Below are 25,167 nucleotides of genomic sequence, written 5' to 3'. Positions count from 1 at the left end.
CATGGCTCCGCCGAGATTTGATCCTTTGCGCATCTCGCTTGCGTAGCGGCATCCACTGCGCGGAAGGGAGACATCACATGGATCGACGTACATTCCTCTGGGCGAGCGGCTGCGCGGTCGCGGCGACATCGGTGGCCGCAGCCCCGAGAAAAACTGCGCCCGCACGCTTCGGCCCCGATTTCCGCAACGCGATCCTCGCCGTCGAGCGCGCGAGCGGCGGCAAGCTCGGCCTCGCGGTGATCGACACCGGCTCGGGCGAACGCTTCGGCCTGCACGCCGATCAGCGCTTCCCGATGTGCAGCACGTTCAAGCTCGCGCTCGGCGCGGCGATCCTCAAACAGGTCGAGGCGAAGCGCGAGACGCTGGCGCGCCGCATCCCCGTCGCGGCGGCGGACATCGTCAGCAACTCGCCCTTCAGCGAGAAGCGCGCCGGCGGCAGCGCCAGCGTCGGCGAGCTCTGCCACGCGACGATCACGGTGAGCGACAATACCGCCGCCAATTTGCTGCTTCGCACGATCGGCGGCCCCGCCGGCTTCACGCGACGGCTGCGCGCGTTCGGCGATCCGGTGACCCGGCTCGACCGCTGGGAGACCGCGATGGGCGAAGGCGCGCCCGGCGACATGCGCGACACCACCACGCCCGACGCGATGGCGGATCTCGCCCGGCGGCTGGTATTGGGCGGTGCGCTCGCCCCCACGAGCCGCGCCCAGCTGATCGCGTGGCTGAAGGCCACCCGCACCGGCCTCAACGGCATCCGCGCGGCGCTGCCCGAGGGCTGGCAGGCGGGCGACAAGACCGGTACCGGCGGGCACGGCACCGACAATCAGGTCGCGGTGCTGTGGCGGCCGCGCGGCGCGCCGCTGGTCGTCGCGAGCTATTTCACAGGAAGCACGCTGCCACAGGGCCAGACCCGGCCGCTGCACGCGCAGGTCGGCCGCGCGATCGTGGCGGCGCTGGGCTGACCGAGCCATCGAGACCGAAGGCCGGAGCTTCGGGTTCGCGCGAATCGCCCACCGCCGACGCTCCGGCCTGCATAGGCACGGCGACTATCGTCGGCGACGATCAGCCTTCGGCTTCGTCCCCGGCGGCCTCGCCCTCTGCCGGGCGCTCGAACCAGGCCTCGACCGGGCCGGTGAGCTTGATCGTCAGCGGCTGGCCCTTGCGATCGACCTTCTTGCCGAGCCCGACGCGGATCCAGCCTTCGGAGATGCTGTATTCCTCGACATCGTGGCGCTCGACGCCCTTGAAACGAATGCCGATGCCGCGCTCGAGCACTTCGCGCTGGAAATGCGGGCTGTTCGGATTGACCGACAGGCGGTCGGGAGGCGTATCACTCATGGGGCGCCCTTTGCCGCTATTGCTCGAGGCTTTCAAGATAACGGTGGATCGCCGAGACCACCACCGAGCCCTCGCCCACCCCGGAAGCGACGCGCTTGACCGAGCCCGCACGCACATCGCCCACCGCGAAGATGCCGTGCGCCGAGGAGCAGAAGGTCTCGCCCGAACCGGTCTTGACGAACCCGGCCTGATCGAGCTCGACGCAGCCGTCGAGCCAGTCGGTATTGGGCTGGGCGCCGATCATCACGAACAGGGCGCCGACATCGTGCTGCTGGGTGGCGCCGCTGCGCCGATCGGTCCAGCTGAGCGACTTGAGATGCCGATCGCCCTCGAGCCCGGTGACTTCGCACCAGGGGTGGAGCGTGATCCGGTCCGAGGCCTCGATCCGCTCGATCAGATAGCGCGACATCGTCGCCGCCAGCCCGGCGCCGCGCACCAGCATATGGACGTGCCCGGCGCTGCGCGACAGGTACATCGCCGCCTGCCCCGCCGAATTGCCTCCGCCGATCACCACCGCGGTCTGCGCGGCGCACAGCCCCGCCTCCATCGCCGTGGCGGCATAATAGATGCCGTTGCCCTCGAGCTCGGCATAGCGCGGCAAATCGAGCTTGCGGTAGCGCGCGCCGGTGGCGACCACCACCGCGCGTGCCTGGAGCGTCGCGCCGTCGTCGAGCGTGATCGTATAGGGCCGATTCTCGCAATCGATCCCCACCGCGCCGCGCGAGACGAGCAGCCGCGCGCCGAATTTCTGCGCCTGGACCTGCGCGCGGCCGGCGAGCGCCTGGCCCGAGATCCCGGTGGGGAAGCCGAGATAATTCTCGATCTTCGAGCTCGTCCCCGCCTGCCCGCCGGGCGCGACCGATTCGATCACGATCGTGTCGAGCCCCTCCGAGGCGGCATAGACCGCCGCGGCCAGCCCCGCCGGCCCCGCGCCGACCACCGCGACGTCATGGACATGATCGGGATCGACCGAGGAGGCGAGGCCGAGCGCATCGGCGAGCTGGGCGTTGCTCGGATTGCGCAGCGCGCGCCCTTCGGTGACCACCACCGGCAGATCGGCCTCGGTCAGCGCGAAGCATTCCATGAACCCCCTCGCGTCGCAGTCGCGCTCGGTGTCGATCCGGCGGTGCGGCATGCCGTTGCGCGACAGGAAGGTCTCGATCCGCGCGGTGTCCGCGGCGTGGCTGGGCCCGACCAGCGCGACGCCGGCGGTGCCGTGGAGCAGCATCCCCACCCGGCGCAGGATGAAGGCGCGCATCACGATCTCGCCGATATCGGGCTCGGCCGCCATCATCCGGCGGAACTCGGCACGCCCGACGCGCACCACCCGCGTCTCGCCCTTCGCCCGCGCGGTGACGAGGATCGTGCGATCGTTGAACAGATCGAGCTCGCCGGTGAACTGGCGCGGCACATGGGTGTGGACCACGCTCTCCTGCCCCTTCACATCGGCGTCGAGAATCTCGATCGCACCATCGAGGCACAGGAAGAAATCGACGCTGCGATCGCCGCGGCGGAACAGCAGCGCGCCATCGGCCAGCACTTCCTCGGCGCCGAACGAGGCGACGCGCGCGGCCATTTCGTCCGACAGAGAGGGAAAGGTCTGCGCCGCGCGCAGATAGGGATCGGAGGGGTCCGGTCGTTGCGCTGGCGAATCATGTCCCATGCCGCCAGTCTAGCGTTTCTACCGCAGATGCGAAGAGCGGCGCGGGCCGAAGCCCGCGCCGCCCGTCTCACGCCGTCACCGGCCTAGCGGCAGTAGCGCACGCGCACCGGGCGATCGAGATAGGGATCCCAGACGCGCCGCGTGTGGCAGCGATCCCAGCCGCGATAGCGCCGCTGATAGTCGCGATAATAATAGCCATCGGTGGGGTAGTAGCCGCGCTCGCGATAGTAGCGGCGGTCATAGTCGTAGCGGCGGTCGTTTCCGCTCGCCAGCGCCGCGCCGATCGCGAGCCCGGCGATGCCGGCGACGATTGCGGTGCCGGTATCGTCATGGTGGCGATAGCGGCGATAGCGCTGCGCCTCGGCGGCGGGAGCGACCGCGACCAGCACGCTCGCACCGAGCGCGGTGCCGAGCACGGCCTTGTTGATCCAATTAGCCATCACACTCTCCTCCTCGTTACGCGCGCCGGGCGGCCCGGGGGTGGAGTCGCGGCGCATGAGGTTAAAGCTTTAACGCGCGACGGCTGAACCGGTTCGGAATCGGGTGTTCAGCGCGCGTTTAGGCGGCTAGTCCCGCGCGATGGCTTACTGGCTCCTGCGCTCCGAACCCGACGCCTATTCGTGGGACGATCTCGTCCGCGACGGGGGCACCGAATGGAACGGCGTGCGCAACTATACCGCGCGCAACTTCCTCAAGGACATGCAGCCCGGCGACCGCGCGCTGTTCTACCATTCGAACACCGAAAAGGCCGCGGTGGGAGTGATGGAGATCACCCGCGCGTGGCAGCCCGACGGCGACGACGGCAAATGGGCGAGCGTCGCGGTCAAGCCGGTCGAAAAGCTCGCCAAACCTGTGCCGCTACCCGACATCAAGGCCGAGCCGCGCCTCAAGGAGCTCGAGATGCTCCGCCAGTCGCGGCTGAGCGTCACGCCGGTGCGCGACGCCGAATGGCAGGTGCTGCTCGCGATGGGCCAGGGTTGAGCGCAAGCCGCGGGAAGCATGCGCGCGGCGGGCGCGGCATGATCCTTCCGACGAAAGGACATGCCATGACCGACAAGTGCAAGACGATCCCCTCCCCCGTCGGCGCGCTGACGCTGGTGGCGAGCGATGCCGGGCTCCGCGCCATCCTGTGGGAGAAGGATCGCCCGGGACGGGTGAAGCTCGGCGCGCTGGAAGAAGCGCCCGATCATCCGGTGCTCCGCGAGGCCGAACGCCAGCTGGGCGACTATTTCGCAGGCAAGCGGGCGCGCTTCGACGTGCCGCTCGATTTCCGCGGCACCGATTTCCAGAAATCGGTGTGGGCCGCGCTGCTGACGATCCCGTTCGGCGAGACGCGCAGCTATGGCGCGATCGCCCGCCAGATCGGTCGACCGAGCGCGGTCCGCGCCGTCGGCGCGGCGAATGGCCGCAACCCGATCTCGATCATCGCCCCGTGCCACCGGGTGATCGGCGCCAATGGCGCGCTGACCGGGTTTGCCGGCGGGCTGGCGGCGAAGGAGACGCTGCTGGCGATCGAGCGAGGGGCGGGCAAGGCCTAAGCTTCCCGCGCCGAAGGCGGAACCTCTTCGCGGATCGCGCGTAACCTTTCGGCTGCGTAACGAGCGAGGGGAACGGGATGCCGGGGTTTCGAAACATCGCGCTTTGGGGAATGGCGCCTGCCGCGATGTTCATGGCGGCGCCGGCCTGCGCGCAGGCCGAGTTCACCGGCGCGGACGAAGAGGCTGCGCTCGATTGCGGCGGAGGCGCGGCGACGATCGTCGGCTCGGGCAATGTGCTGACGATCACCGGCGCCTGCACCCGGCTGACGATCACCGGCGCGGGCAACCGCGTCACGGTCGATCTGGCGAGGATCTCGGCGGTCCATGTCGAGGGCGCCGACAATCAAATCCAGTGGCGCGCGCCGGGCACGGCGAAGCCGCGCCTCGCCGTCACCGGTGCAGGCAACCGCATCTCGCGGCTTTCGCCCGATCGGTGACGATCAGGCGGTGTAGCTGGACACCACCCGATTCCGCCCGCTCTGCTTGGCGGTGTAGAGCAGCTTGTCGACCGCGTCGCAGAAGTGCCGCGCCTCGCCGTCGACTGGCGGGATGACGGTGCCGACGCCGACGCTCACGGTCAGGTGCTCGCCCGGGGCATGCTGGTGGCGGATGCGCAGCGCCTCGACTGCCTGGCGGCATTTCTCGGCGATCGCCTGCGCCTCGCCCTCGTCGCGCTCGGGAAGCAGCAGCGCGAATTCCTCGCCACCATAGCGCGCGACGATGCCGCGCAGGCCGAGATCGATCTGCTGGAGCGCACCGGCGACCTGGACGAGGCATGAATCGCCCTGAACATGGCCGTAAAGGTCGTTATATTGCTTGAAGTGATCGATATCGAGCAGCACCAGCGACAGCGGCTGCTGCACCGCGCGCGCGGCCTTCCACTCGGCGCGCAGCCGCTCGTCGAACATCCGGCGGTTGGCGCTGCCGGTGAGGCCGTCCTCGAACGACAGCGCCTCGAGCTTCTTCTGCATCTTGATCAGCTCGTGCTCGATCCGCTTGCGCTCGCTGATGTCGAACATGAAGCCGATCAGGCTCTCGACCTCGCCGGCTTCGTTGCGGACGACGTGGACGACATCGCGGATCCAGACGAGACCCTTGTCCTTGCTCAGCGCGCGGTAATCGGCCTCGTGATCGACCCCTGCCACCGACTGCGACACGCAGAAATTGACGACATTGTCGCGATCGTCGGGGTGGATGCGGGCGGCCCAGTCCTCGACCGAGACCCAGCTCTCCTGGCTCCAGCCGAGCAGCGGCTCGATCTGCGGCCCGATATAGGCGAAGCGCATCGTCGCCCAATCGATCTTCCACGGGATCGCCATCGTCGATTCGAGCAGCGTCTTGTAGAGCGCCGGATCCTCGCCGAGCTCGGGAAGCGCGCGGAACTGGTCGAAATATTTGTCGTGCAGCGGCAGAGTCATGGACGATAGACCTCGAGAGGGGTGTGCTCGGTGTCCGCCGCGTTCCAGTACCAATAAGTGAAGCTATCGGTGGTCTGCAGCAGCGTGTGGGTGACGATCGAATGCGCGCGGATGTCGCCCCACGCGGCGCGCGCCGAATTGCGGTTGTTGTGCAAGTCGATGCACTGGCTGCCGAGCAGCAGCGGCTTGGGCGGGATATAGAGCGCCGAGCCCTGCGGCACCCACAGATCGGCGAGGCAGATCCGCTGTTCGTGGTGCCAGTAGCGGCCGCCCGAGATCACCAGCGGGAATTGCGGGTCGGTCGAGGCGAAGACGTGCGGGAAATCGTGATGCTCGAGATCGGTGCACACCACGCTGAGCAGCATGTTGCCGCCATCGGGGCCCGTCGGATTGGTGTTCTGATAGGGCGACCAATGCCCGGCGAACACGCCATATTCATATTGATTCTGGTGCAGTAGCCCGCCGGGGCTGTCGATGGCGATCCCCTGCCCCGGCTCGACCAAAGTGATGCCGAACGCCGCGGCGGCGTCGCGCGTCGCCCACATCGGCTCGTAGCGGACCGTCTCGCCTTCGAAGCCGAGCTGGGTCTCGTTGCCGTAAGGCGGCGTCGGCTTGAAGCCGATCGTGCCGGTGACGCGATGCTCCGCGCCGCGCGACACTTCGGGGCCGGTATGCGCCGGGGTGAGCGGCGCCACCCCGTCCGGCAGCCGCGCGAGATAGGCCGGCGTGCCGCCGTCGTTGTAGAAGAACGGCGTCTCGGCGACATCGACTTCGGTTTCGGACAGCTCGCGGATGAAGACCTGTGGCAGGAAATCATAGGGCGGAATCTTCGGCGGGACCGGTGTGGGCGGGATGATCGGTGCGTGCAGCATGGGCGGCCTGCTCGTTGCGGCGAGGAGCCTGCTTGTCGCGTGGCGCGCGTTGAGATGTAGTTAATCGCTCCGCAATTTTGCGGAGGCCGGAGGGGCGGAGGCCGAGGGCCGGGCACGCGGCGCCGGCCGGCGCGAAAAATGGGAGAGGACCGATGGCGCGAAAGGATTTCGATCCCGCAACGATTGCACCGGACGGGCGACCGTCGGCACAGGCGACGCTGTTCGATCCGGAGGCGGGCGGGCCGTGGCGCGGGTTCGTCGAAGGCGCGGCGCTAGGCGGCGCGATCACCGTACTGACCTATGGCACCGACGACGTGGGCGCGGGGCCACGGCTGCACGTGCATCCCTATGACGAGACCTTCATCGTCGTCGCGGGCAAGGCGCGCTTCTTCGTCGGCGATGCCGTGCTCGATGCGGGCGCGGGGCAAGTCGTGCTCGGCCCGGCGGGAGTTCCGCACCGGTTCGAGAATCTCGGGCCGGGGCGGCTCCAGACGATCGACATCCACCACTCGCCGACCTGGATCCAGACCGATCTGGACTAGCCGGCGCCGGCCCGCGCCGCCGCCCGACCAATAGAAAAGGCGCCGGAGTTTCCCCCGGCGCCTTCAACTCCCAGCCAACCCTCAGGCAGCAGCTTTGGCCCGGCTCGCGCGCTTGCGCTCGTGCGGATCGAGGTGGCGCTTACGCAGCCGGATCTTGGTCGGGGTGACTTCGACCATCTCGTCGTCGTCGATATAGGCGATCGCCTGCTCGAGCGTCATCTTCTTCGGCGGGGTCAGGCGGACGGCGTCGTCCTTGCCGCCCGATGCGCGGAAGTTGGTGAGCTGCTTGGCCTTCATCGGATTGACCTCGAGGTCATCCGTCTTGGCGTTCTCGCCGACGATCATGCCCTCGTAGAGCGCCTCGCCGTGCCCGACGAACAGGATGCCGCGCTCCTCGAGCGGACCGAGCGCATAGGACTGCGCCTCGCCATTGCCGTTCGAGATCAGCACGCCGTTCTTGCGGCCCTCGATCTGGCCCTTGTGGGGGCCGTACTTCTCGAACAGCCGGTTCATGATGCCGGTGCCACGGGTGTCCGACAGGAACTCGCCATGATAGCCGATCAGGCCGCGCGACGGCGCCGAGAAGGTGATGCGGGTCTTGCCGCCGCCCGACGGACGCATGTCGGTCATCTCGCCTTTGCGCTGGTTCATCTTGTCGACGACCGTGCCCGAATATTCGTCGTCGACGTCGATCACGACGGTCTCGTACGGCTCGGTCTTCTTGCCGTTCTCGTCCTCGCGGAACAGCACGCGCGGACGGCTGATGCCGAGCTCGAAGCCCTCGCGGCGCATCGTCTCGATCAGCACGCCGAGCTGGAGCTCGCCGCGGCCGGCGACTTCGAAGCTGTCGCGGTCCTCGCTCTCGGTGACCTTGATCGCGACGTTCGACTCGGCTTCGCGCTCGAGACGGTCGCGGATCATGCGGCTGGTGACCTTCGAGCCCTCGCGGCCCGCCATCGGCGAATCGTTGACGGCGAAGCGCATCGACAGCGTCGGCGGATCGATCGGCTGCGCCTGGATGGCTTCGGTGACCGAGGTATCGGCGATCGTGTTCGACACGGTAGCGACGGTGAGACCGGCCAGCGAGATGATGTCGCCTGCGCGCGCTTCGTCGACCGGAACGCGATCGAGGCCGCGGAACGACATGATCTTCGACGCGCGACCGGTCTCGATCACCTTGCCGTCCATGTCGATCGCGTGGATCGGCTGGTTGACCTTGACCACGCCCGAATTGACGCGGCCGGTGAGGATGCGGCCGAGGAAATTGTCGCGGTCGAGCAGCGTGACGAGGAAGGTGAAGGGCGTGCCTTCGACCTCGACCTTGGGCGGCGGCACGTGATCGACGATCTTCTGGAACAGCGGCTTGAGCGTGCCCTCGCGCAGGCTCGGGTCCTCATTGGCATAGCCGTTGCGCCCCGAGGCGTAGAGCACCGGGAAATCGAGCTGCTCGTCGCTGGCGTCGAGCGACACGAACAGATCGAACACTTCGTCAAGCACTTCCTGGATGCGCTCATCGGGGCGGTCGACCTTGTTGACCACGACGATCGGGCGCAGACCGAGCTTCAATGCCTTGCCGGTGACGAACTTGGTCTGCGGCATCGCGCCTTCCGAGCTGTCGACGAGCAGGATGACGCCGTCGACCATCGACAGGATGCGCTCGACCTCGCCGCCGAAATCGGCGTGGCCGGGGGTATCGACGATGTTGATCCGGGTGCCTTCCCACTCGACCGAGGTCGGCTTGGCGAGAATCGTGATCCCGCGCTCCTTCTCGAGGTCGTTCGAATCCATCGCACGCTCTTCGACGCGCTGGTTGTCGCGGAACGTGCCGGACTGGCGGAAGAGCTGGTCGACGAGCGTGGTCTTGCCATGATCGACGTGGGCGATGATCGCCACGTTGCGGAGGTTCATGCGTATGTCCTGGATGTCGCTGAAGTGCGGTGCGCGGGCGCCCTTAGCGCAATTTGTGCGTTGCGGGAAGGGGATGGGCCGCTAGGGATAAACACATGGCAGATCCGCTTCGCATTCTCGTCATCATGGGCAGCGTCCGCGAAGGACGCATGGCCGAGCCTGTCGCCCATTGGGTGATCGAGCAGGCGGCCGCGCGCGCGGGGCTCGATTGCGAGCTGATCGACCTCAAGGACTGGGATCTGCCCTTCTATCCCTTCGCCCACCCGCCGGCGCAGGGCCATTACAGCGATCCGCTGCAGATCCGCTGGGCGGAGAAGATCGCGAGCGCCGACGGCTATATCCTGATCTGCCCCGAATATAATCACGGGCCGCCCGCGGTGCTGAAGAACGCGCTCGACTTCGTCTATGCCGAGTGGAACCGCAAGCCGGTGACCTTTGTCGGCTATGGCGGCAATGGCGGCGCGCGCTCGATCGAGCTGCTGACCTGCGTGACCCGCGAGCTGCAGATGGCGCCGCTCGAGGCATCGGTCCACATCATGGGGGTGTGGGGCAAGGTGCAGGACGGGACGTTCACCGGCGACGACAAGGACCTGCGCTGGACCGGGCATCTGTTCGACGAGCTGCTCTGGTGGGGCAACGCGCTTCGGACGGCGCGCGGCTGAGCTTGGCGAACCGCCGTAGGTGTACTATCTACATGACACACTTGGATAGCTGCCGCGATGCCCTTATGCTGGGTCGCGACAGCTTTGGAGGGTTATAGATGGCAACCGAGACTGCAGTGGCCGAACAGGATCTGGTGCTCACCCCGCCCGAGCCGGTGAAGGTGGTGGCGCCCGAGAAGGCCGCCGGGCTGGTTCCGGTGGAGGATGCCAAGAAGACCGAGCTCGAGAAGCGCGTCGACGGCTTCATCGACGATCTGATCGCGCAGGACGTCAACTCGCCCGAATTCGGCAAGCGCGTCGATGCGATCGCGGCGATGGGCCAGAAGGAAATCCGCGACGCGGCGGGCCAGTCCAATCGCTTCCTCGATCGCCCGGTGCGCGCGATCAGCAGCGAAAGCGGCGTCGGCGCCGATCTGCTCGCGCTGCGCAAGACCGTCGAGGAGCTCGATCCGGGCCGCAACGGCAAGCTGGTCGGCGGCAATGACGGCTTCCTCGCCAAGTTGTTCGGCGGTTCGCCGCTCAAACAGTATTTCCGCAAGTACCAATCGTCGCAGAGCCACATCAACGGAATCCTCAAGAGCCTGTCGAGCGGCAAGGACGAGCTGCTGATGGACAATGCCGCGATCGACACCGAGCGCGCCAATCTCTGGGCCTCGATGGGCCGGCTCGAGCAGATGATCTATCTGTCCAAGGCGATGGACGCCAAGCTCGAGGACAAGGCCAACGAGCTCGACCATAGCGACCCGGCCAAGGCCAAGGCGGTGCGCGAGACCGCGCTGTTCTATGTCCGCCAGCGCACGCAAGACCTGCTCACCCAGATGGCGGTGACGGTGCAGGGCTATCTTGCGCTCGACCTCGTCAAGAAGAACAATGTCGAGCTGGTGAAGGGGGTCGACCGCGCGTCCACCACGACGGTGTCCGCGCTGCGCACCGCGGTGACCGTCGCGCAGGCGCTGACCAACCAGAAGCTGGTGCTCGACCAGATCACCGCGCTCAACACCACCACCGCGGGGCTGATCGATTCGACCGGCGCGCTTCTGAAGAGCAATACCGCGGCGATCCACGAGCAGGCCGCGAACTCGACGATCCCGGTCGAGACGCTCCAGCGCGCCTTCCAGAACATCTACGACACGATGGACGCGATCGACACGTTCAAGCTCAAGGCGCTCGACAGCATGAAGACCACGGTCAACACGCTGTCGAACGAAGTCGAGAAGTCGAAGGGCTATATCGCCCGCGCCGAGGGCGCCACCCAGAACCAGGGCGGCGGCGGGGCCGACACCTTCAAGCTGGAGGCGATGTAAAGGTGCCCACCGACGTCGATCGTCTGGTCCAGCGCGGCGACGAGCTGCTCGAGCGTTCGCGCGAGCGCCACGCCTCGGTCTCGAAGCGCAGCAAGCAGCATCGCGAGGCCGAGGTGGTGCGCAGGGTCGGGCGCATCGCCATGGCCGACGGGCTGATCATCGTCGCGGCGATCGTCTTCGCGCTCGCGGTGGCGCCGCTCGGCATGATGGGCGCGCTGCTCGTCGCGGTGCTGCTGATCGTGGCGACGATGGTGTTCGCGGTGCTGCCGGCAAGCACCCCGCCCACGGTCGAGAAGCTCGCCGAAGTGCCGCTCAAGGCGCTGCCGGTGACCACCGAGCGCTGGCTGGAGAGCCAGCGGCTGGCGCTGCCTTCGCCGGTGCGCGGGCTGGTCGACTCGATCGGCGTCAAGCTCGAGATCCTCGCCCCGCAGCTCGCCCAGCTCGACGAGCAGTCGCCGGCGGCGGGCGAAGTGCGCAAGCTGGTCGGCGAGCAGCTGCCCGAGCTGATCAAGGGCTATGGCCGGGTGCCCGAGCCGCTGCGCCGGGTCGAGCGCAACGGGCTCACCCCCGACCAGCAGCTCGCGCAGGGGCTGCAGGTGATCGACGACGAGATCGCCGAGATGTCGACGCAGCTGGCGCAGGGCGATCTCGACCTGCTCGCGACGCGCGGGCGCTATCTGCAGATCAAATATCAGGGCGAGGACATGGCATGATCCTCGGGCTGGTCGCGGCGCTCGCCGCCGCCCACGCCGCGCCGCAGGCCAAGCCCGACGAAGCCGCGATCCGCGGCATGGTCCGCGCCGCCTATGCGACCTATGCCAACCCCGACGCCACTCCGGGACCCGAGCTGCGCCAGACCGCGCGGCTCGACGCGACGCGGAAGCAATGCGCGGCGATGCAGACGAAAATCGACGCCGTCGACGGCGACGGCTCCTCGCTCGGCGAATGCAGCGAGGAATATGACATGCTCTGTCAGTGCCAGGACACCGGCGACGTGAACTGGGCGAAGATCGGCGTGGCGGTGCGCTTCCCCGCCGCCGATCGCGCCGAGGCCGTGCTCACCTTCAAGCGCGGCGGCAGTCCCAATCTCAAGCTCGTCTTCGCGCGGACCACGACGGGCTGGGTGGTCGACGACTATTGGGAATATGGCATCGGCGCGGATGGCGGCGAGGCCTCGTATCGCAAGCGGCTGACCAGCTATATCGGCAAGGCGCGGTCGCGCCTCAAGCTCGCCCCCTGGACTCCGCCAGCGCTTTAGCCTCCGCGTAGCGCGCGTCGAACCCGCGTGCGAGTTCGCCGAGGCTGACCGCACCAAACCGGGCGATCAGCAGCGCCTCGGCTTCGCTGAGCGCGTCGGCCACCGCTTCGTTGACGAGCGTCTCGACGAGGCAATGCGTCGGCCCCGCCTCGTTGCCGATCGCGAAGACCTGCGGCCCGCCGACGGCGCGGTGGACGTCGAGCAGCGAGATGCTGTCGAGATCGCAGGCGAGCACCCAGCCGCCGCCATGGCCCTTTTCCGAGCGGACATAGCCCGCGTCGCGCAGGCCCGCCATGGTGCGGCGGACAACCACCGGATTGGTCCGCAGCATCGACGCGATCGCATCCGACGTCATCGGCCCGTCGTGCCGCGCCATATGGAGCAGCACGTGGAGCATTCGGGAAAGCCGGCTGTCGCGTCGCATCGCTCGATCCTTGGCGCCCTCGCCACGATTGGCAAGTCGCGCGCATCATGATACATTTGATGTTACGTGATTCGCAAGGAGCCAGGCATGCGCCGAATGAACGACCCCGATCGCTGGAACGACATGGCGAAACATTATGAGGAGACTGCGCACCCGTTCACCGCGCCGTTCGCCGAAGCGGCGCTCGCGCGGATCCGGCTGACCCCGCAGACCCGGCTGCTCGACGTCGCCACCGGCACCGGCGCGCTCGCGCTGGCGGCGGCATGGGCGGGCGCGCAGGTGCTGGCGACCGACTTCTCGCCGGGCATGGTGGCACGGGTGACGCGCCACGGCCTGCCCAATCTCGAAGGCCGGACGATGGACGGGCAGGCGCTCGACTTGCCCGACGCTTCGTTCGACGCGGTGTTCTCGGTTTTCGGGGTGATGATGTTCCCCGATTGGCGCAGGGGGCTGGCGGAGATGGCGCGGGTCACCCGGCCCGGCGGGCACGGCGTGGTGGCGACGTGGCAGAGCAAGGGCGCGGCGACGCATCTGCTGCTGGGCGAAGTCGTCCGCGGCCTGTTTCCGGAGCGCGAATGGCGGACCGGCCTGCCCGAGGGGCTGACCTGGCTCGGCAAGCCCGACACGCTATCCGCCGAGATGGTCGCCGCCGGCTTCGACGCGCCGGCGATCGAGACGATGACCAGCGACTATCTGCTGCGGATGACCAATCTCGATCCCGAGACCCAGTTCGGGCTGAGCGAGGATTGGGGCGCGCTCGGGCCGGACGACCAGCAGAAGGTGATCGACGAGGTCTATCGCCGCGCCGGCGGCAGGAACGTGCTGCCGGTGCCGTCGACGGCGCTCATCGCGGTGGCCCGGCGGTGATCCCGACGCTCCGTCATCCCGACCCTGGGCCGGGGTGACGACTATGGATATGGCGGACGTCTAACGCCCGCCCACCGCCGCCTCGGCACGCTCACGCAACCGCTCGACCGCCGCGGCATGGATCCCCGGCGCGGTCGCCAGCACGCCGAACGCCTGCGCGTCGGGGGTGTTGAATGCCAGCGGCCGTCCGAACGCGTCGCTGACCGCCGCGCCTGCCTCCCCGGCGAGCAGCACCGCGGCGGCGATGTCCCATTCATTGCCCCAGCGGATCGTGGCGAGGAGATCGGCCTCGCCCGCCGCGACCATCGCGATACGCAGCGCGATCGAATTGGGCTTGGCGACCATGACGAGGTCGTGATCGACCTTCGAGAGCTGATCGGCAGGCACGCGCGCCCCGGCGAGTTCGCTCCGCGCGGCAACGCGCAGGCGCTCGCCATTGCGGAAGGCCCCGTTGCCGGCCTCGGCGACCCACACCTCCTCGCGCGCCGGCGCATCGAGCACACCGAGCACCGGCCGGCCCTTGTCGACCAGCGCGATCGATACCGCCCAGCCGGGGCGCCCGCGCAGATAGTCGCGCGTGCCGTCGATCGGATCGACCACCCAGATCCGGTCGGCATCGAGCCGCGCGGCGCTGTCGATCGTCTCCTCGGAGAGCCAGCCGGCATCGGGGAGCAGCTCGCCGAGCCGATAGCGGAGCATGCCGTCGACCTCGAGATCGACCGCGCAGACCGGGTTGCCCGGCGCCTTTTCCCAGCGGCGGAAATCGGTGTTCCACAGCTTGATCGCGAAGCGGCCGGCATCGGCGGCGATCTCGGCGACTTCGGCGAGCAGATCCTTATTCACCGGCGACCGTCATCCCGTCGATGCGCAGGGTCGGCGCGTTGATCCCGTAGCGGAACTCGAGGTCGTTGGCCGGGGTGAGCGCGAGGAACATGTCCTTGAGGTTGCCTGCGATGGTGATCTCGGAAACCGCGCGGGTGATCTCGCCCTTCTCGATCAGGAAGCCGGCCGCGCCGCGGCTGTAATCCCCGGTGACGGCGTTGACGCCCTGCCCGATCAGCTCGGTGACGAGGATGCCGCGATCGATCTCGCCGACCAAAGTCTCGGGCGGGATGCTGCCGGGCTGCATATAGAGGTTGCTCGGCGCCACGCCTGGCGCGCCGGCGCCGCCGCGTGCGGCATGGCCGGTGGGCTCGAGCCCGAGCTGGCGCGCCGAGGCGCTGTCGAGCAGCCAGGTTTCGAGCATGCCCTGATCGATCAGCTTGAGCGGCAGCACCGGCAACCCCTCGCCGTCGAACGGACGCGAGCGCAGCCCGCGCGGACGGTGCGGATCGTCGCAGATCGTCACGCCCCTCGCGAAGATCTGCTTGCCGAGGCAATCGAGCAGGAAGCTGGTCTTGCGGGTGATCGCCGCCCCCGAGATCGCGCCGAGCATGTGGCCGACGAGGCCCGCGGAGACGCGGCGATCGAACACCACCGGCATCGCGCCGCTGGGCACCTTGACCGGATCGAGCCGCGCCACCGCGCGCTCGCCGGCGAGCCGGCCGATCACTTCGGGCGCATCGAGCAGCGCCGCGTGGCGCGCGCTGTGATGGGCATGGTCGCGCTCCATCGCGCCGCCGCTGCCGGCGAGCACACTGGCCGAGAGGCCGTGGCTGGTCTGGGCATAGGCGCCGGTGAAGCCGTGGCTGGTGGCGATCGCGACGAGCGCGCGGCTGGCGCCCGCGCCGGCGCCTTCGCTGTTGGTCACGCCGGCCACCCCGCGCGCCGCCTCCTCCGCGGCCAAAGCGCGCGCCTTGAGCGCCTCGGGCGGCTCGTTCGCGCCGTCGTCGAGATCGAGTAGCGGCGCGCTGCCGTGCATCAGCCGCTCCTGCGGCGCGAGTCCGGCCCATTTGTCCTCGGGCGCCTCGCGCGCCATCGCGAGCGCGCGCTCGACCAGCGCATCGAGCGACTCGCTGCCGAGGTCCGAGGTCGAGACGCTCGCCGAACGGCGCCCGACAAAGACGCGCAGCCCGAGCTCCTCGCTCTCCGAACGCTCGACGTCCTCGAGCGCGCCCATCCGCACCGACACCGAGAGCGAGCGATCGGCGGCGAAAACCGCGTCGGAAGCGTCGGCGCCCGCCGCGCGGGCCCGATCGACGATGTCGTGGACGCGCGCACAGGCCTGGGACTCGGTCAGCATCGCAGCGACTTAGGGAGCCGCGCCCCCGACGTCAAAGCGGCGGGGTCAAACTGTCTGGCCGACCACGAAGCAGGCCGCGAACATCAGCAGCCCGGCATTGCGGTTCGAGCGGAAGCGATGGAGCGCATTGGCGCCGTCGGCGGGCACGAGCGTGGCCAGCTGCCAGAACAGGTGCAGCGCCATCGGCAGCAGCGTCGCGAGCGCGACCGGATCGGGGCGGAGCTGCCAGAGCGCCGCCCCCCACAGCGCCAGGGCGAGCGCATAGAAGCCCGCGACACCGGCGCGGACATGGCCGCCGAGCCGGCGCGCCGAGGAGCGCACCCCGACCAGCGCGTCGTCCTCGACATCCTGCAGCGCGTAGATCGTGTCGTAGCCGATCACCCAGAAGATGCAGCCGGCATAGAGGAGCAGCCCCGGATGCCAGCCCCAGGGCTTGAGCCCGAACTGCGCCCAGCCGACCAGCGCCGCCCAGGAGAAGACGAGCCCGAGCCACGCCTGCGGCCACCAGGTGATCCGCTTCATGAACGGATAGGCGGCGACCAGCGCGAGGCTGGCGAGCGCGACGATGGCGCCGATCAGGCTGAGCTGGAGCAGCACGACGAGGCCGATCAGGCAGAGCGACACCAGCCACGCCCATGCCGCCTTGAGCGACACCGCGCCGCTGGCGAGCGGGCGGCTGGCGGTGCGCGCGACCTGGCGATCGAGATCGCGATCGACGATGTCGTTATAGACGCAGCCCGCGCCGCGCATCGCGATGCTGCCGAGCAGAAACCACAGGAGCATGTCCCACCATTCGACGGCCTTGCCGGCGAGCGCGATCGACCACGCGCCCGGCCAGAACAGCAGCCACCAGCCGATCGGCCGATCGAAGCGCGCGAGCAGCGCATAGGCGCGCAGCGTCGGAGGCAGCAATCCGACCAATCCGCGATGCTCGGTGTCGGGGACGATTTCGGGTGCGGCGGCCATCGCACCGTCCTTCGTGCTGGCCGGGCAAAGATCAAGCCGGCGATTGCAACATTGCGGCATATTCCGGCGACAAATCGCCTGCAGGGCGCTTGCCGGGTTCAATCGCGGGAGGCGAAGCGTGCGTGCAATCTTGTTGGGGAGTCTGATCCTGCTGGCCGGAACCGGCAGCGCGATGGCGCAGGACGGCCCGCCGGAAGCCGCCCCGCCGGGCGACTGGCGGCCCGACGGCCCGCCGCCGGGGATCGGCGTGCGTCCGCGCGGCCCCTTGTTCATCAGCCCGATGGGCGAGCCGTTTCGCGGCACGCCCGACGGCCCCGCGCCGCACGACGCCTGGTTCGACGGCGCCGACACCGATCACGACGGCAAGCTGAGCGAGGAGGAAATGCTCGCCGATGCCGCGCGCTTCTTCGCGGCGCTCGACCAGCGCAAGGACGGCGAGATCGATCCCGACGATATCGAACGCTACGAGACCGTGCTCGCGCCCGAGATCCGCACCAGCGGCTTCGGCGGCGGACCGGGCGGTGGCGGCGGCGGGCGCGGCCGCGGTCCTGGCGGGCGTCGCGGCGGTCCGCCGGGCGGCGGTGGCGGCCCGGGCGGTGACGGTCCGCGCGGGGCCGGCGGCGATGGCGACGGTCCGCGCGGCGGGGCGGATCGCAGCCTCGGCATGAAGCAGGGCGCGGCGCGCTTCGGCTATCTCGACTATCCCGAGCCGGTGACCGTCGCCGATCGCAACCTCAACCGCGGCGTCGATCCCGCCGAGTTCGCCAAGGCGGCATCGGCGCGCTTCGCGATGCTCGACGCCAACCACGACGGCAGACTCGAGAAGAGCGAGCTGCCCAAGCTGCGCGGCTTTGGCGGCCGGCCGCCGCGTGGCGATAAAGGCGCGCGGCAGGATATTCCTTGATCGTCACCCCGGCCGAAGCGCCGGGGTCCACCCTGCCGCCGGCGGATCCCTCTCGCCGCTTGCCCATCCTCTTGCCTTTCGGTGGACCCCGGCACTTCGGCCGGGGTGACGGAAGAGGTGGCGCACGTTAGGGAACGGCATGCCCGCAACCCCCGCCTGGCCGCCGCAATCCACCCCGCGCCTGTTCGTCGAGACCCCCCTCGCCCCCGGGCCGCTGCGCATCGACGGGGCGCCGGCGCATTATCTGATCCAGGTGATGCGGATGAAGGCCGGCGATCCGGTCAAGCTGTTCGACGACGTCACCGGCGAATGGCTCGGCGTCGCGCAGGCGATCGGCAAGCGCGACCTCGTCCTCGACGTCTCGGGCAAGCTGCGCGAGCGCGAGGCGGTGCCCGATCTGTGGCTATGCGCCGCACCGATCAAGAAGGGCCGGATCGACTGGGTGGTCGAGAAGGCGTGCGAGCTGGGCGTCGAGCGGGTGGCGCCGGTGCTCACCCGCCGCGCGGTGGTCGACAAGCTCAACCTCGAGCGGCTGCGCAGCCACATGATCGAGGCCGCCGAGCAATGCGGGCGCACTGCGCTTCCCGAGCTGGTCGAGCCGGTCAAGCTCCTCGCGCTGCTGCGCGACTGGCCGGCGGAGCGGGCGCTGTTCTTCGCCGACGAGACCGGCGGACTTCCCGCGCTGGAGGCGATGCGCGCGCGGCCGGGCCCCGCCGCGATCCTGATCGGCCCCGAGGGCGGGTTCGACCCGGAGGAACGCGACGCGATCCGCGCGCATCCGCAGGCCGTCGGCATCGCGCTCGGCCCGCGCATCCTGCGCGCCGAAACCGCCGCTGCGGCGGCCGTAAGTCTTTGGATGGGCGCGGTTGGCGATTGGTGACCGAACGGTATGAAATTGCCACTGGCGCGGGTCATCGCGCGCAGCTAAAGGCCCGCGGATGAGCACGAAGACCGTTTCGAACAGCAACGCAGCGGTCATCGAGGACCGGGCCCAGCTCGTCGACTATTTCGCGCGCGGCGAGAAGCCCAGGGACCGCTGGCGGATCGGCACCGAGCACGAGAAGTTCGTCTTTTCGACCAGGGACCATCACGCGCCGAGCTATGACGAGCCCGGCGGCATCCGCGACCTCCTGATGGCGCTGACCAGCTATGGCTGGAAGCCGGTCGAGGAGCGCGGCAAGGTGATCGCGCTCTCGGGCCCCGACGGCACGATCAGCCTCGAGCCGGCCGGCCAGTTCGAGCTCTCGGGCGCGCCGCTCGACAATCTCCACGAGACCTGCGCCGAGGCGGGGCGCCACCTCAAGCAGGTCAAGGCGGTGGGCGACCAGCTCGGTGTTGGCTTTCTCGGGCTCGGCATGTGGCACGACAAGACGCGCGCCGAGCTGCCGATCATGCCCAAGGGCCGCTACAAGATCATGCTCAGCCACATGCCGCGCGTCGGCAACCTCGGGCTCGACATGATGCTGCGGACCTGCACGATCCAGGTCAATCTCGATTATGCCAGCGAAGCCGACATGGCGAAGAAGTTCCGCGTCGGGCTGGCGCTCCAGCCGCTGGCGACCGCACTGTTCGCCAACTCGCCCTTCACCGAGGGCAAGCCCAACGGCTTTCTCAGCTTCCGCAGCCATATCTGGTCGGACACCGATCCCGCGCGCACCGGCATGCTGCCCTTCGTCTTCGAAGGCGGCTTCGGCTATGAGCGCTATACCGACTATGCGCTCGATGTGCCGATGTACTTCGTCTATCGCGACGGCGAATATATCGACGCCGCCGGGCAGAGCTTCCGCGACTTTCTCGAAGGAAAGCTGCCCGCCTATCCCGGCCACAAGCCGACGATCGACGATTGGGCGGACCACTTGTCGACCGCCTTCCCCGAAGTGCGGATGAAGCAGTTTCTCGAGATGCGCGGCGCCGATGGCGGGCGCTGGGGCCGGATCTGCGCGCTGCCGGCCTTCTGGGTCGGGCTGCTCTACGACGATGCCGCGCTCGACGCGGCGTGGGAGCTGGTCAAGGGCTGGTCGATGGAGGAGCGCGAGGCGCTGCGGAGCGCGGTGCCGAAGCTGGCGCTCGACGCGCCGATCCCCGGCGGCGGCAAGCTCAAGGACATCGCCGGCGAAGTGCTCGACATCGCCGCGTCGGGGCTCAACGCCCGCGGCCGGCTCAACGCCTCGGGCGACAATGAGAGCGGCTTCCTCGATCCGCTGCGCGAGATCGTCCGCACCGGCCGGGTGCCCGCGCAAATCCTGCTCGACCGGTTCAACGGCGATTGGGGCGGCGATATCAGCCGGGTGTACGAAGAGGCGAAGTTCTAGCCTCGCGTTCACGCCAACCTGGATTTCGTCATCGCGGCCGAAGTGCCGGGATCCACTAAGTCTATATCGAAAGGCAAGCGGCTCTAGCTGCTCGCCGTCCTCCCGGTGGACCCCGGCACTGCGGCCGGGGTGACGGAGGATTTTAGCCGCGCAAACAGCCGCGGAACCGGCGCGTTGCGCGCCATCCACGCCGAATATTCCTGATAGGCCGGATCGCTGCCGAGATGGCGCTCCTCGGTGCGCGCGCGCCAGTAGTAGACGCCGCTGACGCAGGCCATCACCGCGGCGTTGCGGACAGCGTCGTGCCAGCCGGTGGTGGCGAGGAACGGCATGGTCGAGAGCCACCAGAAGAGGTTCTTCGACAGATAGGCAGGGTGACGGCTCCAGGCATAGGGGCCGTGGGTCAGGATGCCGCGATGGGTGAGATTGGAGAAGCGCAGCCCGAACGCGATCGTCGCCCAGGCATAGATCGCGGTCAGCGCAACCAGCACCGCGCCGAGCACCGGCAGCACCCAGGGATAGTTTCCGAGCCAGTACGACCAGTCGGCGCTGCCCTCGTGATAGTCGAGCGGACCACCCTCCCCCATCAGCAGGAAGGGCGGGTAGCAGATCAGCGCCGCGGTCCAGCCCGCCGCATAGGGATTGGCGGTGCGGATGTGCGAATCGAGCGGACGGAAGGTGAGGATATAGCCCGCGGTGGCGAAGGCGACGTCGATCACGAACATGAAGGTGACGCAGTACATCGCGAGGTCGACCGGATTGCGCAGCACCGCGCGCGGATCGATCGAGACGAACTCGGCGAAGCCCGGCGGCACGATCGCGACCATGAAGGCGAGGAAGAACGCCTTCACCGCCCAGCTGCGCAGATGGTTGAAGATGGCCTCGGCGTTCCAGCCCTCGGCGCCCATCGCCCACGCGCCGAGCGACCAGGCGCCGTCGCGCGGCTCCGTCAGCCGCCGGTCGAGCCAGAGGACATAGGGCACCGACAGCACGAACAGCACCGGCGCCGCGGCGAGGAAGCACGACATCGCGAAGGGATAATTGGCGTAGCGCGTCTCGCTCCACACCCGGCTCAGCACATAGATCGCGGCGATCGCGCCCCAGGTGAGCCACAGCCCGGTGAGCTTGGTGATCGAGACATCGAGCGTCTCGCGCCATGGCCGCGCGCGCGACCAATCGATCCCGGTGGTGGGATTGCGGTGGACCTTGTCGACCAGGAGTGACCAGAGCACCATCGGCAGCGCGCAGGCGGCGACGTTGACCAGCGCGGCATAGGGCCCGTTCATCCCGAACCAGTGCGCGACGACGACCCAGCCGGTCATCCCCGCCAGCCCGGCGAGCCCGACGCCGCTGCTCACCGCCGAGCGCGGACGCGGATCGGCCTTGGCGCGGGCCAATGCGGGGTCGTGATACATGGCCGAAACATCTAGCCCGCAATGGTTAGCGAGCCGTGAAGGACGCGGCGCGCGAGCGCCTCTTTACCGTCGGCAATCCAAAGGCCTAAGAGCCGCCATCCCCTTCCTCCGATGAGGTCGCCCTACATGCTCCGTGCGCTGTCCTACGCCGCCTTGCTCCTCGCCACCGCTTCCACCGCTCCCGCCCTTGCGCAGAACTCCGCGCCGCAGCCGGCGCCCCATGTCGACACGATCCCCGAGGCGCGCGACATCGCCTATCCCGGCACGATGCTGCTCGACATCGACGCGACCGACACCCAGCGCGGCATCTTCCGGGTGAAGCAGACCATCCCGGTGGTGAAGAGCGGCCATATGGTGCTGCTCTATCCGAAGTGGCTGCAGGGCAAGCACGGCCCGCGCGGCGAGATCGAGAAGCTGACCGGCCTGCAGATCAGCGCCAATGGCAAGCCGGTGGCGTGGAAGCGCGACCCGGTCGACGTCTTCGCCTTCCATATCGACGTGCCGGCGGGCGCGAAGAAACTCGACCTCGAATTCCAGTTCGCCTCGGCGACGGTTCCCAACCAGGGCCGCATCGTGATGACGCCGGCGATGATGAGCCTGCAGTTCAATTCGATGAGCCTCTACCCGGCCGGCTATTTCGTCCGCCGCATCCCGGTGCAGGCCAAAGTGAAGTATCCCGAGGGCTGGTCGGCGGCATCGGGCCTCCCGTCCAGGGCGACCGGTTCGACCTACAGCTACGAAAAGACCAATTACGAAGTGCTGGTCGACTCGCCGGTGCTCGCCGGCCGCTACTACCGTCCGTTCGCGCTCAGCCCGCGCGTGACGCTCGACGTGTTCGCCGACAGCCCGGAGGAGCTCGAGGCCAAGCCCGAGCAGATCGACACGCACAAGCGGCTCGTCGAGCAGGCGGTCAAGACGATGGGCTCGCAGCAATATGACAACTACCACTTCCTGCTTTCGATCAGCGACGAGCTGGGCGGGATCGGGCTCGAGCATCACCGCAGCTCGGAGAACGGCGTGTCGCCGGGCTATTTCACCAAATGGGCCGATGGTGCGGGCGACCGCGATCTGCTGCCGCATGAATACACGCATAGCTGGGACGGCAAATATCGCCGCGGCGCCGATCTCTGGGCACCCGATTACCGCACCCCGACGCGCGGCTCGCTGCTCTGGGTCTATGAGGGCCAGACGCAGTTCTGGGGCTATGTCTTCCAGACGCGCTCGGGGCTGGTGAGCAAGCCCGACACGCTCGAATCCTATGCGGCGATCATGGCCAGCCTCGACAATCGCAAGGCGCGCGAGTGGCGGCCGATGGGCGATACCACCAACGATCCGGTGATCACCGCGCGCCAGCCCAAGGGCTGGGTGAGCTGGCAGCGCTCGGAGGATTATTACAACGAAGGCCTGCTGATCTGGATGGAAGTCGATTCGATCCTGCGCGAGCAGTCGAAGGGCACCAGGTCGATCGACGATTTCGCCCGCGCCTTCTTCCAGGGCCGCGACGGCGATTATGGCGAAGTGACCTACACTTTCGACGACGTCGTCCGCACGCTCAATGCGATCCAGCCCTATGACTGGCGGGCGCTGCTCGACCAGCGCGTCAACAAGGTCTCGGAGCGCGCGCCGCTCGGCGGGTTCGAGCGCAACGGCTACAAGCTGGTCTATACCGAGGAGCCCAACAAGGCGACGCCCAAGTCGGCGGTCGACCTCGCCTATTCGCTCGGGCTGACGCTCGGCTCAAAGGGGATCAGCACCGTTGCGTGGGACAGCCCGGCGTTCAACGCGGGCATCGACCTCGGCGACGAGATCGTCGCGGTGAACGGCCGCGGCTATACCGGCGACCGATTGAAGACGGCGGTCAAGGAGGCGAAGGGCAGCAAGGAGCCGATCAAGCTGCTGCTCAAGAGCGGCGATCGCTACCGCGAAGTCGCCATCGACTATCATGGCGGGCTTCGCTATCCGCACCTCGTTAAGACGGCCACGGGAGAGGCTGGCCTCGACAAGCTGCTCGAGCCTCGCTGAGACGGGGCCGGGCGCCAACCCAAGCAAGGTCTGAAATGCGTATCGATCTGATTCCGGTGGGTGATGATCCGCCGAACAACCTCAACGTCATCATCGAGGTCCCGACCGGCGGCGAGCCGGTGAAATACGAGTTCGACAAGGCGAGCGGCGCGCTGTTCGTCGACCGCATCCTCCACACCCCGATGCGCTACCCGGCCAATTACGGCTTCGTGCCGCACACGCTCTCGCCCGATGGTGATCCGCTCGACGCGCTGGTGATCGCGCGCTCGCCCTTCGTGCCGGGCTGCGTCGTCCGCGCGCGCCCGATCGCGGTGCTCAACCTCGAGGACGAGGCCGGCGGCGACGAGAAGCTGGTCTGCGTCCCCGACGACAAGACCTTCCCTTATTATTCGGACATCGAGGAAAAGGACGACCTGCCCAGCATCGTGATGGAGCAGATCGAGCATTTCTTCACGCACTATAAGGATCTCGAGAAGAAGAAATGGGTGCGCGTCGGCACCTGGGGCGGCGCCGAGGATGCGCGTCGCATCACGCTCGAGGCGATCGAACGCTACAACAGCAACAAGGCCGCCGCGAAGGCTTCGGTCGACGCCACCGGGGTCAGCACCCCGCAGGGTTGAGGCACTGGCCGGGTTCGCTTGCACCTGTTCCCCGGCGAAGGCCGGGGCCCAGGATCGACGAACCCGGCGAGCGAAGACCATCCTCTCCGACGGCATGGCAACTGGGCCCCGGCCTTCGCCGGGAACAGGCTGCTTTCAACCGGCTGGATCAAGCTCTAGGCTGGTCTGATGACCACCGATCCCCCACGTGCGATCGGCAACCTGATTGCCCCGCCGCGCTTCCTGCTGTTCCTCGCCGCCACTGCGATCGCGCTGTTCTTCGCGATCCCCGCCTTCGGGCTGCGCACCGGAGCGATGCTCGGGTTCGATGCCGGGGCGGTGGTGTTCCTGCTCGCGGTGCTGCCGCTGCTCGGCCACCGCTCGGACGACATGCGCCGCTCGGCGCGGCTCAACGACGCCAACCGGCTGCTGCTGCTCTTCCTGACCTTCGCAGTGAGCCTCGTCGTCCTCGTCGCAGTCGCCAGCGAGCTGATGCAGGGCGATGCGCCCGATGGGCGCGCGATCGCGCTGATCGTCGGGACGCTGGTGTTGAGCTGGGTGTTCAGCAACACGATCTTCGCGCTGCACTATGCGCATCTCTATTATCGCTCGGGCGACGGCGGCGACGCCGCCGGCCTCGAATTCCCCGAAGAGCCCGAGCCCGATTACTGGGACTTCGTCTATTTCGCCTTCTGCCTCGGCATGACCTTCCAGACCAGCGACGTCAGCGTCACCGACCGGGGGATCCGCAAGGTGGTGACCTTGCACTGCCTCGCGGCGTTCGTGTTCAACCTCGGCATCGTCGCGTTCACGATCAACGTGCTGGGGGGATAGGTACTCCTCCTTCTCCCCTTGTGGGAAAGGAAGGGGCCCACTCGATGAAATCGAGTGGGAAGGATGAGGGGGAGGTCTGGTAGGACACACTCCCCCTCACCCTTCCGCCGATTTCATCGGCTCCCTCCCTCTCCCACAA

The 25,167-nt window shown here is 68.2% G+C and carries 27 protein-coding genes; 16 read left to right on the top strand and 11 right to left on the bottom strand.

Annotated features, from left to right (window positions below; all coding sequences use genetic code 11):
* The first annotated feature begins 77 nt into the window (after positions 1–77).
* Entirely contained in the window at positions 78–962 is an 885-nt protein-coding gene (gene bla, locus E5A74_RS16330; RefSeq protein WP_135986685.1) for a class A beta-lactamase, read from the top strand.
* Positions 963–1,062: 100 nt separating this feature from the next.
* Here bla and E5A74_RS16325 read toward each other — a convergent pair whose 3' ends face one another.
* From E5A74_RS16325 to E5A74_RS16315, 3 genes are all read right to left on the bottom strand, one after another.
* Positions 1,063–1,338 carry a DUF3297 family protein gene (locus E5A74_RS16325; protein ID WP_135986684.1) on the bottom strand — a complete coding sequence of 92 codons (276 nt, stop codon included), beginning with the start codon at positions 1,336–1,338 and terminating at the stop codon, positions 1,063–1,065.
* 16 nt (positions 1,339–1,354) lie between these two features.
* Positions 1,355–3,001, bottom strand: coding sequence for an FAD-dependent oxidoreductase (locus E5A74_RS16320; protein ID WP_135986683.1), 1,647 nt, complete (start codon positions 2,999–3,001; stop codon positions 1,355–1,357).
* Positions 3,002–3,084: 83 nt separating this feature from the next.
* The gene (locus E5A74_RS16315; protein ID WP_135986682.1) at positions 3,085–3,441 is read right to left on the bottom strand and encodes a hypothetical protein; all 357 of its coding nucleotides are present in this window, start codon (positions 3,439–3,441) and stop codon (positions 3,085–3,087) included.
* 139 nt (positions 3,442–3,580) lie between these two features.
* Between E5A74_RS16315 and E5A74_RS16310 the strand changes: the two genes are divergently transcribed.
* The 3 genes from E5A74_RS16310 to E5A74_RS16300 all read left to right on the top strand — a co-directional run bounded on the left by E5A74_RS16310 (position 3,581) and on the right by E5A74_RS16300 (position 4,976).
* Complete coding sequence (locus E5A74_RS16310) at positions 3,581–3,982, top strand: EVE domain-containing protein (RefSeq protein WP_135986681.1); 402 nt, start codon at positions 3,581–3,583, stop codon at positions 3,980–3,982.
* Between the two features lie 65 nt (positions 3,983–4,047).
* Positions 4,048–4,539, top strand: coding sequence for a methylated-DNA--[protein]-cysteine S-methyltransferase (locus E5A74_RS16305; protein ID WP_135986680.1), 492 nt, complete (start codon positions 4,048–4,050; stop codon positions 4,537–4,539).
* 77 nt (positions 4,540–4,616) lie between these two features.
* Positions 4,617–4,976, top strand: a complete 360-nt coding sequence (locus E5A74_RS16300; RefSeq protein WP_135986679.1) for a DUF3060 domain-containing protein — start codon at positions 4,617–4,619, stop codon at positions 4,974–4,976.
* Between the two features lie 3 nt (positions 4,977–4,979).
* On the opposite strand, the gene E5A74_RS16295 is transcribed toward E5A74_RS16300, so the two are convergent.
* The gene (locus tag E5A74_RS16295) at positions 4,980–5,957 is read right to left on the bottom strand and encodes a GGDEF domain-containing protein (RefSeq protein ID WP_135986678.1); all 978 of its coding nucleotides are present in this window, start codon (positions 5,955–5,957) and stop codon (positions 4,980–4,982) included.
* Positions 5,954–6,829 (bottom strand): hypothetical protein, encoded by an 876-nt coding sequence (locus tag E5A74_RS16290; protein ID WP_135986677.1) that lies wholly within the window; start codon positions 6,827–6,829, stop codon positions 5,954–5,956. The genes E5A74_RS16295 and E5A74_RS16290 overlap by 4 nt, the downstream gene beginning before the upstream one ends.
* A gap of 152 nt (positions 6,830–6,981) precedes the next feature.
* On the opposite strand from E5A74_RS16290, the gene E5A74_RS16285 reads away from it, so the two are divergent.
* The gene (locus tag E5A74_RS16285; RefSeq protein WP_135986676.1) at positions 6,982–7,371 is read left to right on the top strand and encodes a cupin domain-containing protein; all 390 of its coding nucleotides are present in this window, start codon (positions 6,982–6,984) and stop codon (positions 7,369–7,371) included.
* 81 nt (positions 7,372–7,452) lie between these two features.
* Here the strand turns inward: E5A74_RS16285 and typA are convergent, their stop codons facing one another.
* A complete protein-coding gene (gene typA / locus E5A74_RS16280) occupies positions 7,453–9,279 on the bottom strand; it encodes a translational GTPase TypA (RefSeq protein ID WP_135986675.1) in 1,827 nt (608 codons plus the stop codon).
* 95 nt (positions 9,280–9,374) lie between these two features.
* Here typA and E5A74_RS16275 point away from each other — a divergent pair, with 95 nt between their 5' ends.
* From E5A74_RS16275 to E5A74_RS16260, 4 genes are all read left to right on the top strand, one after another.
* Positions 9,375–9,941 carry an NADPH-dependent FMN reductase gene (locus E5A74_RS16275; protein WP_135986674.1) on the top strand — a complete coding sequence of 189 codons (567 nt, stop codon included), beginning with the start codon at positions 9,375–9,377 and terminating at the stop codon, positions 9,939–9,941.
* Positions 9,942–10,039: 98 nt separating this feature from the next.
* Positions 10,040–11,245, top strand: a complete 1,206-nt coding sequence (locus E5A74_RS16270; RefSeq protein ID WP_135986673.1) for a toxic anion resistance protein — start codon at positions 10,040–10,042, stop codon at positions 11,243–11,245.
* A gap of 2 nt (positions 11,246–11,247) precedes the next feature.
* On the top strand, positions 11,248–11,958 hold the full coding sequence (locus tag E5A74_RS16265) for an MraY family glycosyltransferase (RefSeq protein WP_135986672.1): 711 nt from the start codon (positions 11,248–11,250) through the stop codon (positions 11,956–11,958).
* Positions 11,955–12,503 carry a hypothetical protein gene (locus tag E5A74_RS16260; protein WP_135986671.1) on the top strand — a complete coding sequence of 183 codons (549 nt, stop codon included), beginning with the start codon at positions 11,955–11,957 and terminating at the stop codon, positions 12,501–12,503. The genes E5A74_RS16265 and E5A74_RS16260 overlap by 4 nt, the downstream gene beginning before the upstream one ends.
* Here E5A74_RS16260 and E5A74_RS16255 read toward each other — a convergent pair.
* The gene (locus E5A74_RS16255; protein WP_135986670.1) at positions 12,469–12,927 is read right to left on the bottom strand and encodes an Rrf2 family transcriptional regulator; all 459 of its coding nucleotides are present in this window, start codon (positions 12,925–12,927) and stop codon (positions 12,469–12,471) included. The two genes, E5A74_RS16260 and E5A74_RS16255, sit on opposite strands and share 35 nt — an antisense overlap.
* 87 nt (positions 12,928–13,014) lie before the next feature.
* On the opposite strand from E5A74_RS16255, the gene E5A74_RS16250 reads away from it, so the two are divergent.
* Positions 13,015–13,794, top strand: a complete 780-nt coding sequence (locus E5A74_RS16250; RefSeq protein WP_135986669.1) for a class I SAM-dependent methyltransferase — start codon at positions 13,015–13,017, stop codon at positions 13,792–13,794.
* Positions 13,795–13,854: 60 nt separating this feature from the next.
* Here the strand turns inward: E5A74_RS16250 and E5A74_RS16245 are convergent, their stop codons facing one another.
* From E5A74_RS16245 to ubiA, 3 genes are read right to left on the bottom strand one after another with little or no spacing between them, the layout of a single operon-like run.
* Positions 13,855–14,637 carry a 3'(2'),5'-bisphosphate nucleotidase CysQ gene (locus E5A74_RS16245; protein WP_135986668.1) on the bottom strand — a complete coding sequence of 261 codons (783 nt, stop codon included), beginning with the start codon at positions 14,635–14,637 and terminating at the stop codon, positions 13,855–13,857.
* A complete protein-coding gene (locus E5A74_RS16240; protein ID WP_135986667.1) occupies positions 14,630–15,976 on the bottom strand; it encodes a TldD/PmbA family protein in 1,347 nt (448 codons plus the stop codon). Before E5A74_RS16240 ends, E5A74_RS16245 begins: the two co-directional genes overlap by 8 nt.
* Before the next feature lie 45 nt (positions 15,977–16,021).
* Positions 16,022–16,942, bottom strand: coding sequence for a 4-hydroxybenzoate octaprenyltransferase (ubiA, locus tag E5A74_RS16235; RefSeq protein WP_135986666.1), 921 nt, complete (start codon positions 16,940–16,942; stop codon positions 16,022–16,024).
* A gap of 118 nt (positions 16,943–17,060) precedes the next feature.
* Here ubiA and E5A74_RS16230 point away from each other — a divergent pair, with 118 nt between their 5' ends.
* From E5A74_RS16230 to E5A74_RS16220, 3 genes are all read left to right on the top strand, one after another.
* Complete coding sequence (locus tag E5A74_RS16230; RefSeq protein WP_240699852.1) at positions 17,061–17,846, top strand: EF-hand domain-containing protein; 786 nt, start codon at positions 17,061–17,063, stop codon at positions 17,844–17,846.
* Between the two features lie 139 nt (positions 17,847–17,985).
* Positions 17,986–18,726, top strand: coding sequence for a 16S rRNA (uracil(1498)-N(3))-methyltransferase (locus E5A74_RS16225; RefSeq protein ID WP_135986665.1), 741 nt, complete (start codon positions 17,986–17,988; stop codon positions 18,724–18,726).
* Positions 18,727–18,784: 58 nt separating this feature from the next.
* Positions 18,785–20,158, top strand: coding sequence for a glutamate--cysteine ligase (locus E5A74_RS16220; RefSeq protein ID WP_135986664.1), 1,374 nt, complete (start codon positions 18,785–18,787; stop codon positions 20,156–20,158).
* A gap of 83 nt (positions 20,159–20,241) precedes the next feature.
* Here the strand turns inward: E5A74_RS16220 and E5A74_RS16215 are convergent, their stop codons facing one another.
* On the bottom strand, positions 20,242–21,573 hold the full coding sequence (locus E5A74_RS16215) for a methyltransferase family protein (protein ID WP_206365893.1): 1,332 nt from the start codon (positions 21,571–21,573) through the stop codon (positions 20,242–20,244).
* 126 nt (positions 21,574–21,699) lie between these two features.
* Here E5A74_RS16215 and E5A74_RS16210 point away from each other — a divergent pair, with 126 nt between their 5' ends.
* The 3 genes from E5A74_RS16210 (at position 21,700) to E5A74_RS16200 (ending at position 25,028) form a co-directional block, all read left to right on the top strand.
* Positions 21,700–23,595, top strand: coding sequence for a M61 family metallopeptidase (locus tag E5A74_RS16210; RefSeq protein ID WP_135986663.1), 1,896 nt, complete (start codon positions 21,700–21,702; stop codon positions 23,593–23,595).
* Positions 23,596–23,630: 35 nt separating this feature from the next.
* Positions 23,631–24,215: an inorganic diphosphatase gene (gene ppa / locus E5A74_RS16205; RefSeq protein ID WP_135986662.1), complete on the top strand. Its 585-nt coding sequence runs from the start codon at positions 23,631–23,633 to the stop codon at positions 24,213–24,215.
* A 168-nt stretch (positions 24,216–24,383) separates the two neighbouring features.
* A complete protein-coding gene (locus E5A74_RS16200; protein WP_206365892.1) occupies positions 24,384–25,028 on the top strand; it encodes a DUF1345 domain-containing protein in 645 nt (214 codons plus the stop codon).
* Positions 25,029–25,167 lie beyond the last annotated feature (139 nt).

Source organism: Sphingomonas naasensis, assembly GCF_004792695.1.
Lineage (GTDB): Bacteria > Pseudomonadota > Alphaproteobacteria > Sphingomonadales > Sphingomonadaceae > Sphingomonas > Sphingomonas naasensis.
This window is presented reverse-complemented; position numbering and strand designations above follow the sequence as displayed.

What these genes read in the sequence shown, in the direction of transcription:
- bla (WP_135986685.1), top strand. Translation starts at nt 78, where the DNA reads ATGGATCGACGTACATTCCTCTGGGCGAGCGGCTGCGCGGTCGCGGCG.
- E5A74_RS16325 (WP_135986684.1), bottom strand. Translation starts at nt 1,338, where the DNA reads ATGAGTGATACGCCTCCCGACCGCCTGTCGGTCAATCCGAACAGCCCG.
- E5A74_RS16320 (WP_135986683.1), bottom strand. Translation starts at nt 3,001, where the DNA reads ATGGGACATGATTCGCCAGCGCAACGACCGGACCCCTCCGATCCCTAT.
- E5A74_RS16315 (WP_135986682.1), bottom strand. Translation starts at nt 3,441, where the DNA reads ATGGCTAATTGGATCAACAAGGCCGTGCTCGGCACCGCGCTCGGTGCG.
- E5A74_RS16310 (WP_135986681.1), top strand. Translation starts at nt 3,581, where the DNA reads ATGGCTTACTGGCTCCTGCGCTCCGAACCCGACGCCTATTCGTGGGAC.
- E5A74_RS16305 (WP_135986680.1), top strand. Translation starts at nt 4,048, where the DNA reads ATGACCGACAAGTGCAAGACGATCCCCTCCCCCGTCGGCGCGCTGACG.
- E5A74_RS16300 (WP_135986679.1), top strand. Translation starts at nt 4,617, where the DNA reads ATGCCGGGGTTTCGAAACATCGCGCTTTGGGGAATGGCGCCTGCCGCG.
- E5A74_RS16295 (WP_135986678.1), bottom strand. Translation starts at nt 5,957, where the DNA reads ATGACTCTGCCGCTGCACGACAAATATTTCGACCAGTTCCGCGCGCTT.
- E5A74_RS16290 (WP_135986677.1), bottom strand. Translation starts at nt 6,829, where the DNA reads ATGCTGCACGCACCGATCATCCCGCCCACACCGGTCCCGCCGAAGATT.
- E5A74_RS16285 (WP_135986676.1), top strand. Translation starts at nt 6,982, where the DNA reads ATGGCGCGAAAGGATTTCGATCCCGCAACGATTGCACCGGACGGGCGA.
- typA (WP_135986675.1), bottom strand. Translation starts at nt 9,279, where the DNA reads ATGAACCTCCGCAACGTGGCGATCATCGCCCACGTCGATCATGGCAAG.
- E5A74_RS16275 (WP_135986674.1), top strand. Translation starts at nt 9,375, where the DNA reads ATGGCAGATCCGCTTCGCATTCTCGTCATCATGGGCAGCGTCCGCGAA.
- E5A74_RS16270 (WP_135986673.1), top strand. Translation starts at nt 10,040, where the DNA reads ATGGCAACCGAGACTGCAGTGGCCGAACAGGATCTGGTGCTCACCCCG.
- E5A74_RS16260 (WP_135986671.1), top strand. Translation starts at nt 11,955, where the DNA reads ATGATCCTCGGGCTGGTCGCGGCGCTCGCCGCCGCCCACGCCGCGCCG.
- E5A74_RS16255 (WP_135986670.1), bottom strand. Translation starts at nt 12,927, where the DNA reads ATGCGACGCGACAGCCGGCTTTCCCGAATGCTCCACGTGCTGCTCCAT.
- E5A74_RS16250 (WP_135986669.1), top strand. Translation starts at nt 13,015, where the DNA reads ATGCGCCGAATGAACGACCCCGATCGCTGGAACGACATGGCGAAACAT.
- E5A74_RS16240 (WP_135986667.1), bottom strand. Translation starts at nt 15,976, where the DNA reads ATGCTGACCGAGTCCCAGGCCTGTGCGCGCGTCCACGACATCGTCGAT.
- ubiA (WP_135986666.1), bottom strand. Translation starts at nt 16,942, where the DNA reads ATGGCCGCCGCACCCGAAATCGTCCCCGACACCGAGCATCGCGGATTG.
- E5A74_RS16225 (WP_135986665.1), top strand. Translation starts at nt 17,986, where the DNA reads ATGCCCGCAACCCCCGCCTGGCCGCCGCAATCCACCCCGCGCCTGTTC.
- E5A74_RS16220 (WP_135986664.1), top strand. Translation starts at nt 18,785, where the DNA reads ATGAGCACGAAGACCGTTTCGAACAGCAACGCAGCGGTCATCGAGGAC.
- E5A74_RS16215 (WP_206365893.1), bottom strand. Translation starts at nt 21,573, where the DNA reads ATGTATCACGACCCCGCATTGGCCCGCGCCAAGGCCGATCCGCGTCCG.
- E5A74_RS16210 (WP_135986663.1), top strand. Translation starts at nt 21,700, where the DNA reads ATGCTCCGTGCGCTGTCCTACGCCGCCTTGCTCCTCGCCACCGCTTCC.
- ppa (WP_135986662.1), top strand. Translation starts at nt 23,631, where the DNA reads ATGCGTATCGATCTGATTCCGGTGGGTGATGATCCGCCGAACAACCTC.
- E5A74_RS16200 (WP_206365892.1), top strand. Translation starts at nt 24,384, where the DNA reads ATGACCACCGATCCCCCACGTGCGATCGGCAACCTGATTGCCCCGCCG.